16 protein-coding genes are annotated in these 12,477 nt (G+C 63.2%); 13 read left to right on the top strand and 3 right to left on the bottom strand.

The window, feature by feature from the left end; genetic code table 11:
- Positions 1-165: 165 nt before the first annotated feature.
- The 6 genes from NO366_RS01675 to NO366_RS01650 all read left to right on the top strand — a co-directional run bounded on the left by NO366_RS01675 (position 166) and on the right by NO366_RS01650 (position 4,278).
- Positions 166-687 (top strand): Lrp/AsnC family transcriptional regulator, encoded by a 522-nt coding sequence (locus NO366_RS01675; RefSeq protein ID WP_256532582.1) that lies wholly within the window; start codon positions 166-168, stop codon positions 685-687.
- A 162-nt stretch (positions 688-849) separates the two neighbouring features.
- Entirely contained in the window at positions 850-1,248 is a 399-nt protein-coding gene (locus tag NO366_RS01670; RefSeq protein WP_256532581.1) for a DUF7344 domain-containing protein, read from the top strand.
- A 46-nt stretch (positions 1,249-1,294) separates the two neighbouring features.
- On the top strand, positions 1,295-2,113 hold the full coding sequence (locus tag NO366_RS01665) for a TrmB family transcriptional regulator (RefSeq protein WP_256532580.1): 819 nt from the start codon (positions 1,295-1,297) through the stop codon (positions 2,111-2,113).
- Between the two features lie 139 nt (positions 2,114-2,252).
- Complete coding sequence (locus tag NO366_RS01660) at positions 2,253-2,789, top strand: GNAT family N-acetyltransferase (protein WP_256532579.1); 537 nt, start codon at positions 2,253-2,255, stop codon at positions 2,787-2,789.
- A gap of 53 nt (positions 2,790-2,842) precedes the next feature.
- Positions 2,843-3,715 (top strand): YqjF family protein, encoded by an 873-nt coding sequence (locus NO366_RS01655; RefSeq protein WP_256532578.1) that lies wholly within the window; start codon positions 2,843-2,845, stop codon positions 3,713-3,715.
- Between the two features lie 83 nt (positions 3,716-3,798).
- Positions 3,799-4,278, top strand: coding sequence for a cupin domain-containing protein (locus NO366_RS01650; protein WP_256532577.1), 480 nt, complete (start codon positions 3,799-3,801; stop codon positions 4,276-4,278).
- 95 nt (positions 4,279-4,373) lie between these two features.
- On the opposite strand, the gene NO366_RS01645 is transcribed toward NO366_RS01650, so the two are convergent.
- Positions 4,374-5,366 carry an ornithine cyclodeaminase family protein gene (locus NO366_RS01645; protein WP_256532576.1) on the bottom strand — a complete coding sequence of 331 codons (993 nt, stop codon included), beginning with the start codon at positions 5,364-5,366 and terminating at the stop codon, positions 4,374-4,376.
- A gap of 155 nt (positions 5,367-5,521) precedes the next feature.
- Positions 5,522-6,520 (bottom strand): DUF7958 family protein, encoded by a 999-nt coding sequence (locus NO366_RS01640; protein WP_256532575.1) that lies wholly within the window; start codon positions 6,518-6,520, stop codon positions 5,522-5,524.
- 265 nt (positions 6,521-6,785) lie between these two features.
- On the opposite strand from NO366_RS01640, the gene cis13 reads away from it, so the two are divergent.
- The 7 genes from cis13 to cis5 all read left to right on the top strand — a co-directional run bounded on the left by cis13 (position 6,786) and on the right by cis5 (position 12,018).
- Positions 6,786-8,030, top strand: coding sequence for a CIS13 family contractile injection system protein (gene cis13 / locus NO366_RS01635; protein WP_256532574.1), 1,245 nt, complete (start codon positions 6,786-6,788; stop codon positions 8,028-8,030).
- A 362-nt stretch (positions 8,031-8,392) separates the two neighbouring features.
- Positions 8,393-10,117, top strand: coding sequence for a phage tail sheath family protein (locus NO366_RS01630; protein ID WP_256532573.1), 1,725 nt, complete (start codon positions 8,393-8,395; stop codon positions 10,115-10,117).
- Between the two features lie 38 nt (positions 10,118-10,155).
- Positions 10,156-10,608 carry a CIS1 family contractile injection system inner tube protein gene (gene cis1, locus NO366_RS01625; protein WP_256532572.1) on the top strand — a complete coding sequence of 151 codons (453 nt, stop codon included), beginning with the start codon at positions 10,156-10,158 and terminating at the stop codon, positions 10,606-10,608.
- Positions 10,605-10,772, top strand: coding sequence for a hypothetical protein (locus NO366_RS01620; RefSeq protein ID WP_256532571.1), 168 nt, complete (start codon positions 10,605-10,607; stop codon positions 10,770-10,772). The genes cis1 and NO366_RS01620 overlap by 4 nt, the downstream gene beginning before the upstream one ends.
- Positions 10,769-11,254, top strand: coding sequence for a hypothetical protein (locus NO366_RS01615; protein ID WP_256532570.1), 486 nt, complete (start codon positions 10,769-10,771; stop codon positions 11,252-11,254). The genes NO366_RS01620 and NO366_RS01615 overlap by 4 nt, the downstream gene beginning before the upstream one ends.
- Positions 11,254-11,520: a DUF6760 family protein gene (locus NO366_RS01610; protein WP_382274837.1), complete on the top strand. Its 267-nt coding sequence runs from the start codon at positions 11,254-11,256 to the stop codon at positions 11,518-11,520. The genes NO366_RS01615 and NO366_RS01610 overlap by 1 nt, the downstream gene beginning before the upstream one ends.
- Before the next feature lie 36 nt (positions 11,521-11,556).
- The gene (cis5, locus tag NO366_RS01605; protein ID WP_256532568.1) at positions 11,557-12,018 is read left to right on the top strand and encodes a CIS5 family contractile injection system inner tube adaptor; all 462 of its coding nucleotides are present in this window, start codon (positions 11,557-11,559) and stop codon (positions 12,016-12,018) included.
- Positions 12,019-12,042: 24 nt separating this feature from the next.
- On the opposite strand, the gene NO366_RS01600 is transcribed toward cis5, so the two are convergent.
- Positions 12,043-12,399, bottom strand: coding sequence for a hypothetical protein (locus tag NO366_RS01600; protein WP_256532567.1), 357 nt, complete (start codon positions 12,397-12,399; stop codon positions 12,043-12,045).
- Positions 12,400-12,477 lie beyond the last annotated feature (78 nt).

Raw genomic sequence — 12,477 nt, 5'->3', positions numbered from 1 at the left:
CCGGTAAAACTGGTGCCGTGAGTCTTGCTGAACGCAGTAGTTTGGTCCCTCTTCCTGTTGAAACAAGTGGTAAGTAGGTGTGCGGAGTTATCGGACAGACTGCTTCAATTTATGCCAGTGAAGGGCCCATGCGGACTTTTGAGTCGTCCCGTCCAAGGACACCGTATGGACGACGACCTACTCGACGACGTGGACCGGAGCATCCTGCACCAACTCCAGCTCGACGCCCGCCAGACCGATACGGAGATCGCCGAGAAGGTGGATGTGACCTCAACGACGGTCCGGAATCGCCTCGACAACCTCGAAGGGAAGGGCGTGATCCGGGGCTATTACCCCGAGATCAACTACGAGGAAGCGGGCTACCCCCTCCACGTCATGTTCGTTTGCACGGTCGATCCGAATGAGCTGGACACGCTGGCCGAACAGGTCCTCGACGTTCGCGGTGTTGTGAACACCCGCGATTTGCTCGGGGGCGAACGGAATGTCCACGTCGAGATCGTCGCCGGCTCGGTCAGGGAGATCGAAGAGATCCGCAACGAACTGGCTGGCTTGGGCATGACGATCAACAGCTCCGAGATTATCTCCGAGACGCGGGTCCAGTCGTGGGACCACTTCTATCCACGGATGGGGCCCGACGCGGATCAGGACGACGACAGCGACGACGGGTCGGTCACCGATCAAGGGTAGCCGGGGAACCGCTTGGAAATTTCAAATTAAGCCACGTTTATGGGCCTCTGTCCCACGTTCGGGCTTCAATATGTCCACAGATACCTGGTTAGGGTTGTATTTTCCAAATATAACAATTATATTGGAAAAAGCCCTTATCCGTTAGCACCTTCTCGCCAGAGTATGGCCGAGTCAACCGAGGCGGCAATCAATTCCATCAGTACATTGATAGACTCCGTTCGTCGGGACGTCCTGTACTACCTCGCCGAACAGGAGCCTCCAGTCTCCTTCGACCGTCTCGCCACTCGGGTTGCCGCCTGGCAGACCGACAACGACCCGGACGTCGTCGACGACGCCAGCCTCGCCGAGATTCGCACGGCCCTCTATCATATGCACCTGCCCAAACTCGCCGAGGCAGGCTATATCGCGTGGGATGCAGACACCCACACGATTCGGCGGGGGCCCAACTTCGACGAGAACGCGCCGTTACTCCGGGTGATGGCCGACCACGAAGACGAACTACCCGGGGGGGACGGCCGTACCCCCATGAACCGGCCTCTGCGCAACCTCATTCCCGACTGAACGTGAATTACCCCTCTCAACCAACCGACCATGATCGGACCACCTGATGACAGCTCAAGAACGTAAAGCCGAGACGGTGAGTCTGCTGCAGGGCCTCGGGCTGAAGGAGTACGAGGCGTGGAGTTTCCTGGCATTAACCCAACTCTCGGCGGGGACCGCCAAGGAAATCAGCGAGATCTCGGAGGTTCCTCGGACCCGGGTGTACGACTCCGTTCGAGTGCTGGAGTCGAAGGGGCTGGTCCAGGTACAACACTCGAACCCCCAGCAGTTTCGCGCGGTCAGCATCGAGGAGGCAACCGCGATCTTGCGTCAGCAGTACGACGCGCGGATCGACACCCTTCGGTCACACCTCGAAGCGCTCGATTCCCAACCGCCGACCGCCGACAGCGATCGAATGCAGGAGGTCTGGGCGCTGTCCGGCCACGATGGCATCGAGGCTCGGACGCACAATCTGCTGGCGGACGCGGACTCGGAGATCGTCTTGCTGGTCGTCGAGGAGGAACTTCTGACGGAGGCGTTGTACGACCGGCTCCACGACGCGGTCGATCGCGGCGTCGACGTGATCATCGGTGGCGAAACGGACGCGATCATCGGCAAGCTCGATACCGAGATGCCATCCGTGAAGGTGTTCGAAACCGAACTGGACTGGCTCCTGGGGCCCGCGAGCGACGACGAGGTTGCGATCAGCCGCCTGTTGTTGGTCGACCGTACGACGTTACTGGTCAGTTCGTTCTACCCGGACGACGACCGCGACGAATCACACGAGCAGGCGGTCTTCGCCAACGGCCTGGAGAACGGTATCGTCGTCCTCCTTCGCCGAATAATCTCCTCGGGGCTGCTCCCCGTGGCGAACCCGGTGCGGTAGCCAGTCAGTGGTTCCCGGGCCAGACTGCACGAACAGAGTGATGCCAACAGGCACTGTACTGCCCACCACGTTGGAGACAGAATCACCTGTAGAGAGTTCATCACCGTTTATATCAGTCTAGTACGAGTAATCGACACCCATGCACGTCCGCCAGTTCGAGGACCGAACCGACACGCGTCGCCTGTTCGAGATTCAGGCTCGCGCCTGGCGCGAGGCGTACGCCGGCTTACTTCCGGAGGAGGTCCTCGACCGAATGACGGCCGACCCCGACGACGAGGCGGTCGCCGCGTGGACGCGCGAATTGGCCGCGAACCGACAGGGCGTCCTGCTCGCCGAGGACGAGGCGGGCGAAACCCGGGGCTTCGCGGACTTCCGGTGGGGCGACGTCGAGACGAAGGCCTTCGTCGGCGAGAACGAGGCCGATCTGAAGGCGATCTACGTCGAGCCCGACTGCTGGGGCCAGGGGGCCGGGACGGCGCTGCTCGATCACGGTATCTCGCTCTTGCCAGCGTCGATAGAGACGCTCAGGCTGGAGATGCTCGAGGGCAACGAGATCGGCCACGTTTTCTACCGGGCGAGAGGGTTCGAGGTGACCGACGAGACGACGCACGAGATCGGTTGCGAGGCGTATCCGACGCTCGTCTACTCCCTCGAACTGGAATCCAGCGAGGCGTGACGGTCACGGGTCACTGAACCCGCCTATTTACCCGTCGTCGTCGGAACACGGCCATGAGCCGCGGTGATTCGATACGCGAGACGGACCGATCCCAGGTGAGTGTCGACGGTGTTCTCGGCCGGTTGTCGACCCCCTTAACGCTCACCTGGCGCGACGGCCTCTTCCTCCACTGGCCGATCGATCCCGACGTCCTGCGGCCGCACGTTCCTGCCCCCCTGACCCTCGACACCCGAGAGGATCGAGCCTGGATGAGCGTCGTCCCGTTCGTCGCGTCGAACGCCGGCCTCCGGTACACACCACGATTCCTACGGTACACGACGGCGGCGATCACCGTTCAGACCTACGTCGCCTACCGCGGCGAGCCGGGGCTGTACCTATTCGGCGTCGACGTCGATAGCGCCGCGCTCGCGTCCATCTTCGGCCGCGTCACTCACGTGCCGGTCCGCTGCGCCCGGATGCACGTCTCGCGAACGGAGGGTACGGCTCCGGACGGCGGTAATACCGTCTCGTTCGCGAGCACGCGCGACGTGACGACCGGCCTCGGTAGCCGGTCGCGCGACGATGCGCCGGTCGGTTCCGAGGCCCGGTTCGCCGTGACCTACGAACCCGACGACGCGATCGCGTTCGCGGAGCCTGGGACGCGAGCGGCGTGGCTGACCGACCGGCGCCGGTTCTTCGCTCCCGGTCGGTCCGCCAGACGGAGTCGCCGGCGAAATCGGCGGGGGAGACGACGGCGTGATCGGACCGTCTTCGGGGGCGAGGTCACCCACGCCCCGTGGCCGCTGCAATCGACGGCGGTCACGCTCTCCGAGAACACGCTGTTTGCAGCCAACGAACTCCCGGAACCGGAGGCCGAGCCGATCGCCCAGTACTGCCCCGAACTTCGGATGACGGCGTCGATCCCCCGACGAGTACGGGACCGATGAGCGCGTCCCACCGGCCGGGCGACTGGAACCGACCGTCTCGGCCGTCCAGATTTATTCACCTGGCCTCCGATACCGCAGACGTCATGGAGAAAGTAGACATCCGGGACGACCGTACGGGGCCGTCGATCGCCGAAGCGGACGTGTACCGTCGCCTCTCGAATCCCCTCGATACCGATCACCTCGCGATCAACTACGCCGAGATCGAACCCGACGGGCAACTCGGGCTGGACTACCACCGCCACCGCGACCAGGAGGAGGTCTTCGTCGTCACGGGCGGGACGGTGACGTTCGAGACCGAAGACGGCGACGTCGCCGTCCGGGCCGGCGAGGCGATTCGCTTCGCCCCCGACGAGTTCCAGCTCGCCCGCAACGTCGACGACGAGCGAGCGACGGTGCTCGCCCTCGGCGCACCGCGAGGGAGCCGGGAGATCCAGTACCAGCGTGCGTGCCCGACGTGCGGGAAAGAAACCCTACAGGACCTCGAGTTGAACCGCGAGACGGGCGTCTTCGAGGGGATCTGTACGGCGTGTGGCGACATTGCGGTCGAGGTCGAACCCTCGTGAGCGAACCGATCGGGGACGAGAGACGCCGAAGCGTCACAGAACTGCGTCGTCGATAGCAACGTCGTGTCGTCGTAATCGCTGTCGCGTCGCGACGATCAGTTTCCGGCGCCGACGAGGTCGAACGGACTGCCGCCGTCGGCGTCGCTCGCCTCCTCGTAGACGACGTGGGCGGCGGCGACGTCCTGGATGGCGAGGCCGGTCGAGTCGAAGACCGTCACGCCGGTGTCGGCGGTACGCCCGTCCCGGTCGCCGACGACGATCTCGCCGATCTCACCGTAGATGTCGTCGTCGCCGAGCGTCCCGTCGTGGTAGGGAACGTTGATTTCGCCGGAGTGGGTACACTGTTCGTGGTCGTCGATGACGATCGTCGCGCCGAGTAAGAGCTCGTCGGCGAGTTCGTGCTTGCCCTCGGCGTCGGCGCCCATCGCGTTGACGTGGGTGGTCTCGCCGACGTCGTCGGCCCCGACGATGGGGTTCTCGACGGGCGTCACCGTCGAGAGGACGTCACAGTGGCCGGCCTCCGAGATCGAACCGCCGCGGATGTCGAACTCGTCCGCGAACGTGTCGACGAAGCGCTCGACGCGTTCGTCGTCGAGGTCGCTGACGACGACCTCCTCGATGGGGCGGATCTCGCTGATCGCCTCGAGTTGCGTGTAGGCCTGGACGCCGGCACCGACGATTCCCAGCGAGGTGGCGTCCGCGACGGCGAGGTGGTCGGTCGCGACGGCGGCGGCCGCACCGGTGCGCTTCATCGTCAGCTCCGTGCCGTCCATGATCGCGAGCGGGTAGGCCGTCTCCGGGTCGGAGTAGATCATCGTTCCCATGACGGTCGGGAGGCCGTGGTCGTCCGGGTTGTCGGGGTGGACGTTGACCCACTTCAGCCCGGCGGCGTCCCACCCGTCGGTCGCGAGGTACGCGGGCATCGAACGGAAGTCGCCGTTGTACTGGGGCAAGTCGACGTACGACTTCGCGGGCATCTGTGCGTCACCACGCTCGTAGGCGGCGAACGCGTCTTCGAGCGCCTGGATCACCGACGGCATGTCGGCGTAACCGTCCACGTCCTCGTCAGAGAGGAGTAACGTGTGCATGGCGCCATCTCTCGTGGGCGACCACTTAGTACGTACCGTTTACCCGAGCAATCGCCGGTATCGCGGTCGCGTTCCAGTCGCCGTGTGTCTGTCCCCGGTATCGCTGCACCAGCCCACTATCGCCTGCCCCCATCTGGCCGGTCGAGCCGCCAGGGCTAGAATCGTGGGATCGGAGCCAGCGCCGTCCAGTCGACGATCGCGTCCGGATCGTGATACCGCTGCGTCGTCGGTTCACGGTCGTACGAACGCGCGAACCAGGCGATTCCCGGTCCGCGGACGCGCACGTCGCGTGGCGGTGCCAGCCCCATCCCCACGTAACAGTCCCGGAGTTGACAGCGGAGGTGATCGAAGAGTCGACGCTGCAGCGCGGCCGGCGAGGTGACTGGTCGGACGTCACGATCGAACTGGATTCGTGCCGCGAGGAGGCCGGGTGCTGTTTCGGCTTCGCCGTCGTCTGTTTGGACGGTTTTCGAGGTGTCGTCGGGTCGGCGGATATCGAGCGGTGCCGTCGTGACGAACGGGTCGTACCGATCAGGAGCCGACTCGTCCGACGGCCTCGGAGTCTGTCGTGTTCCGAGGATAGCTGTGAGTCGGGCGGCCAGCGTGTCGCCACGCCGGTCCGGATACCGATCGAGCAGGTGGCGGAGCGCACCCAGGGCCTCGAGTTCGATCGTCGTATCGAGGAGCGTCCGGAGTCGATCCGGCTCGACGTCCAGGAACACTGGCTGGTCGATCCCGATCCACTCGTCGTCCACGTCCGGCGGCGGTACGGTATCCTCGTCGATGTCGTCGGCGGGGCCGTAGAGCCGGTAGAGCGACGGGAAGTGTTCCGTCACCGTCGGCGGCTCCATCGATGCGATCCAGAGTGTCGTCGCAACCAGTCGTTCGGGATACGTGAGCCGGTCCGTCCCGTACGGATCGAGGGTGTCGACGGAACGCGTGCGATAGCAATAGTATTTCGCGAATCTGATGCTGCGGTCGGCGCGGACGGCATCCTCTGCCGACGGTTCGGCACTCGTCGGGCCGTCCCTGTCACACTGGTGATTCACGACATCGCCGCCCCGTTCTACGGTAATCCGGTGTCGATCGTCGGCGTTGTCGACGACGGTGACGGTGATGCGGTCCGCAGATTCGGTGTCGATGCTGGCTCTCATCGGCCGTTCGGCCCCGTCGTCCAGCGCATCGATACCACACGACCGATATAAAATGCACCTTCTTTCATACTATATCTACGGGCCCGTTCGTATAATAATCGTCCGTCTCGTATCGGCCGGGCCCCTGGTAGTATTCGACGGCCAGTTCGAATCGAACGGACGGACAGCGTGCAAGCAGTTTGTGACAGATCGGCAGATCCGCCGTCCACGCGCACATCGGGTATTTTATACTGTTGTGATTATATTATATATCCACGACAGTGCCATGACTCCGGACGCGGACTATACGAAAGCAGAGACGACCGGATTCTCCCAGTTCGAGAAGAATCGATTCTTCAAGGGGAAACTCATGACTCCCCGCGACATGGAGGCAGAACAGACGTACCACGCCGAACGGTTACAGACGCTCACGCGGTACCTCGGTGGAACGGGGATCGTCTGCGGACTGACCGTTCGAGACGTCTCCGAAACCCCGGATGGACTCGACGTGACCGTCGACCCGGGACTCGCCATCGACGGACGCGGGCGGCCGGTCGTCGTCGAACAGGTGACGACGAAGTCGCTTCCCCTCCCGTCGACGGACGAGGTTCACCTCTTCATCCAGTACAGCGAGGTAGCCGTCGAGACCGTCCCGGTCGCGGACACCGACGGTGCCGTCGACAGCGACGCCGTGGCGAACCGCACCGTCGAAGTGTTCGAGGTCACCCACCGGGAGACGCCACCAGACGGCGAGATACCCGTCCACTCGATCGATCGCTCGCTGGTTCGTCCCGACGACGACGTCGAGACCGTCGCCAGACGCCTCGTCGAGGCGTATCACGACGAACACCGGAGCGAACCAGATGACGAGGCTGACCCGGCGGTCTATCTCGGCTCGTTCGAACGGACCCCGAACGGCGAGTGGGAGGCGCTGGCCGAGCGGCCTGGCCGACCATTCGTGTACGATCCCGCGCTCTTGTTCTCACTTCTCGTCCAGCACGTCACTGACGACGAGAATCCGCACCGAACCCCGGTCAGGGAGGAACCCGAGAAGCCGCCGGACGGCATCGAGGGGGTCGCACAGCGACTCGCCACGCTGGAGGAGTCGGTCACCGCCCTGCAGCGAGAACGGAAGACGTTCGTCACCTACGCGCTCAGAAAGACCATCAAGGACCGGGTTCGTTTCTTCACGGACCTGAGCACTCGACTCGAACCACACACCGGCGACGGTGCGAGAATCGCCCGGGACATCGCCGAACTCTCCCGTGAAGACCTCAGGTCGTCCGAGGACCGAGAACAGACGTACCGTGAGCAACTCGACCGATTGCTCGACCTGCTTATTCAACTCGGCGAACCGCTCGAGGACGTGACGACGGAAGAGAGCCTCGAACGATATCTCAAGTCAGTTACCAGACTCCAGTCGGCGCTCGAGTCGGACGAACCACTGCTCGAGTTGATCGACGCACACGATCAGGTCAGCGAGGCTGCCGATTCGATTCAGGTCCTGGTCGACGTCGTCCCGGAGGACTAGCGATCCCGTCGGGGGATTTTACCGCGTGCTGCGTGGCCACTCTTAGCGGTCGCCCACCATCTCACCGCAGTTTTCCGTCACCGTAGTTCCCTCGTGCGGTTCGTCCGGGGGTTTCGAGTTCCCGTGTCGAACCCGATCTGTCAGTGTGTTTCTCGTGGTCGGACCCTGGGCCGGTTTCGATTCCTCCCTCATTCACCGACCCTGGAATTATTATATTCGAAATATCGGGCTATATATTTCACACATAGTGGTTCAATACCCCGATTATTTAATAATGTGAGCTTGAATGACAGCAGAAAGATTTATACCAACTCACAATAAAAACCCGTCTACAGGGACTCAAATTTAGGAGGTAACCTGAAATGCCAGAATATCAAGCCCCCGGCGTCTACGTCGAAGAGGTCAACGGTGGAAGCAAGTCGGTCGAAGGAGTCAGTACGAGTACGGCTGGTTTCCTCGGTCAGACTCACCGCGGTCCGGTCGAACCCCAACTCGTCACGAGTTACACCGAGTTCGAGCGCATCTACGGGTCGAGCCCGAAGCACTCTCACCTCGACGTCGCGCTGGATGGGTACTTCAAGAACGGCGGCGGGCGCTGTTACGTCGGCCGCGTCACGACGGCAGATCCGAACGACGTCGCGGTGGCGTCCCTGGTCGACGACGGCCAGACGGACGTCATGAACGTCGAAGCGAACGGTCCAGGATCCTGGGGATCGTCGGTGGCCGTCATCGTACGTGACGGTCAGCGAGGCGACCAGTTCGACATCGTCGTGCGGTACTGGTCGGGTGAACTCGAGGAAGTCAGCCAGCCAGAATCGGCACGGCCCGAACCGGCGCCGGACGTCGAGGAGGTCTTCGATGGCCTCAGCGCCGATCCGAAGTCGAGCCAGTTCTACGAGAAACAGCTCACGAGCTCCGTTCTCGTCGACGTCGAGTACGTCGAGGACGGTCGACCGGTACCCGGTCTCACCTGGTTGCACCGAAACACGCCGACGGCAGCGGCCGACGGTGGTCTCGTACAGACGGAGGGGGACGAGACGGTCGTTTACATCCCCGACAACCTCGACGACCTCAAGTACAACGACCTCAAGGGGATCGCTCGGCCGTTCGAGACGGAAGGCAACCCCTCGAAGGACGATCTCATCACACAACTCGACGATATCCGTTCGGGCGAGGTCGACGTCGACGTCGAGGTCGTCACCGAGGAACCGACGAAGCCCGACGCCGAGGGCGACGTGACCCTCTCCGATTACGAGGGTATCGACCAGCCCGGCTTGCGAACCGGTCTGGCAGCGTTCACGGCGCTCGACGACATCTCGATCGTCTGCGTCCCCGACGAGAACGACGTTCAGGGGCTGACGGACGCGATCGTCGCTCACTGTGAGAACATGGGTGACCGATTCGCCGTCCTGCAGGCCGAGCAGAACCCGGGTCCGGTTCAGGAGATAGAGACGCCCGTCGACTCTTCGTACGCTGCTTACTACTATCCGTGGCTCTCCGTTCTCGACCCGGTCACCAACCGCGAGAAACTCGCGCCTCCGGGTGGTCACATCGCCGGCATCTACGCTCGTAGCGACGCCCAGCACGGCGTGCACAAGGCGCCAGCGAACGAGACCGTGCGGGGTGTCGTCGGTCTCCAGCACGACATCACCAAGGGCGAACAGGACGTCCTCAACCCGAAGGGGATCAACTGCATCCGTAGCTTCCAGGGCCGTGGCATCCGTGTCTGGGGTGCTCGGACGACCTCGAGCGATCCCGAGTGGAAGTATCTCAACGTCCGCCGCCTGTTCCTGTTCATCGAACAGTCCATCGACGAGGGGACGCAGTGGTCGGTCTTCGAACCGAACGACCAGGACCTGTGGGCGCGCATTCGGCAGTCGGTCGAGAACTTCCTGACGACCGTCTGGCGTGAGGGTGGCCTGCAGGGGTCGACGGCCGACGAGGCCTTCTACGTCCGCTGTGGCGAGGAGACGATGACCGAAGACGACATCGACAATGGACGTCTCATCGTCGAGATCGGCGTCGCACCGGTCAAGCCAGCCGAGTTCGTCATCTTCCGCATCAGCCAGGACACCGGCGACGCCTGAACAGCCACCAGCAACCACTTCCACCAGTACCATAACACATGCCAGAACACGGACCGCTACCAAGTACGGAATTCACCGTCGAACTCGATGGCGTCGACGTCCCTGGATTCCTCGAGGTACAGCTACCCACGCAGGAGACCGACCAGCTCGACTACCGTGAAGGAGACGAGGCCAAGCACGCACGCAAGCTCTTCGGTGACACGCGGTACTCGCCACTCGTACTCGCACGCGGTGCAGAAGAGGACAACAAACGTCTCGACGAGTGGCGAAAGGCGGTCGAGGAGGGCGACGGCGAAAAAGCGCGAAAGAACATCGCCGTCGTCCTCAAGGACCAGGCCGGAACGTCGGTCATCCGGTTCGAGTTCACGAACGCCTGGATCCGAAAGTACGACCCGCCGACGCTGAACGCACAGGCTGGCGGTGGCCAGAACGCCATCGCCGTCGAAACGTACACCGTCGAGTTCGAGGAGATGAAGCGCAAAAACGTATGACCGGATCGCGTGAGGCACTCGGATCGTTCGCCATCTCTCGTCACGGTCTCGACCGGACGTGGCGCCTCGACGGTGACGGGTACCTTCACACCGGGACGCGTGGCTCGTTCGTCGAGTCGAACGCCGTCCGGATGACGGCTACCTACGTGGGGACCCATCCATGACCGACAACACACTCCAGACAGAGTTCGAGTTCACCCTTCCACAGGGATACGTCGACGACGAGGGCACCCTCCACCGGGAGGGGCGTATGCGACTCGCGACGGCGGCCGACGAGATTCGACCGCTGTCGGACGCGCAGGTCCAGTCCAACTCCTCGTACCTGACGATCACCTTGCTCGCCCGCGTCGTGACCGAACTGGGGACGCTCGAGACCGTCGACGCCGACGTCATCGAGAACCTGTTCGTCGCCGATCTGGAGTACCTGCAGTCGATGTACGAACGGGTCAACAATCGGGGCCGAAACGCCGTCGTGACGGCCTGTCCCGACTGTGGTGAGCGGTTCGACGTCGAGGTCGAGACGGGTGCGGTGCTGGTCGAGACACCGGACGGTTCCGCAGCGGCAGAGTCGGACGGCGATGGTGCCGACGGAGACGCCCATCTGGACGGTGCCGCGGAGGTCGAAGCGGGAAACGCGAGCGAGTGATGGGGGTGACCGATCCAGACACGGTCTTCGAAGAGGTAGCGTTCGTGGCGTACCACTTCGGCTGGAGCCACGAGACGGTCCTCTCGTTACCGCACTGGGAGCGTCGCCGGTGGTGTGAGGAGATTAGCGAGATCAACGAACGCATGAACGAACCCGTCGACGTGGCACGGTCGGACGACTCCAGCGGCGCAGCGTCGACGCGGGGTTCGTTCATCGACGGTACCGGCGAGGGAGTCATCCTCCAGAACTCGTTCGAGGGGGAGTGACGGGCCGGTCCGCACGCGGTTACTGAGACGAACACAATGGCAGACCAACCCTACACGGCAGACGACAACCCCTATTCGCAGTACAACTTCGAGGTACAAGTCGACGGGGAGTCCGTCGCGGGCTTCGCCGAAGTCTCGGGGATCACGATGCAACTCGAGACGGTGACGTACCGTGAAGGGGGAGTCAACGATCACGTGCACACGCTTCCGGGGACCTTCGCGCACGCCGATCTCGTGTTACAGCGCGGGATGACGACCGACGTCGGGTTCTGGGAGTGGATCCAGGATGTCATGAGCGGGAACGTTACCCGAAAGAACGTCGTCGTGAAGCTCCAGAACGGTTTCAAGGGGGATCGCGTCTGGGGCTGGGAGTTCAAACGCGCCTATCCGACGATGTGGCGCGGTCCGGACCTCGTCAGTACCAACCAGGGGATGGCGATCGAGACGATCGAACTCGCGTACGAACAGTTCTCACGGATCTCTGGCCTTCCGGAGTGACGATCGACGGCGCGGCGACGTTCGTCACAGAAATTCACGGACGTCCGAGTACCACATGTCGTGGACGTCGACGTGTCCGATTCGGCGAGCGATACTCACGGCGAGTACGTGCCAGCACCGGTCGGTGGGATCGTCCGAGTTCAGGTTGTACCTGGCGTCCTTACAGGTGCACGCGCCGTCTTCGACGACGTACTCGTCTTCGTGTCCGACGACGACGGTGAAATCGCGATAGGATTTTACCCGACGCTCGGCGACGGCCTCGATGGCGCGGACGCCGCGGTCGCCGTGGAGTCGCGAGATGCGTTCGACGAGGTCCGGTGTGAGCTCGCCGGCCTCGGCGAGGTCGGCGTGCCAGCGATCGACCGGATTCCGCTCGGTCACACCAGAGCATCTGGCCCACGGTGTAAAATCGGTTTGGGATGGTCGAACCGGGGCGTTTTTCGCCCGGGCGGTCCGAGC

This window comes from Halovivax cerinus (assembly GCF_024498195.1).
Classification (GTDB): domain Archaea; phylum Halobacteriota; class Halobacteria; order Halobacteriales; family Natrialbaceae; genus Halovivax; species Halovivax cerinus.
This window is presented reverse-complemented; position numbering and strand designations above follow the sequence as displayed.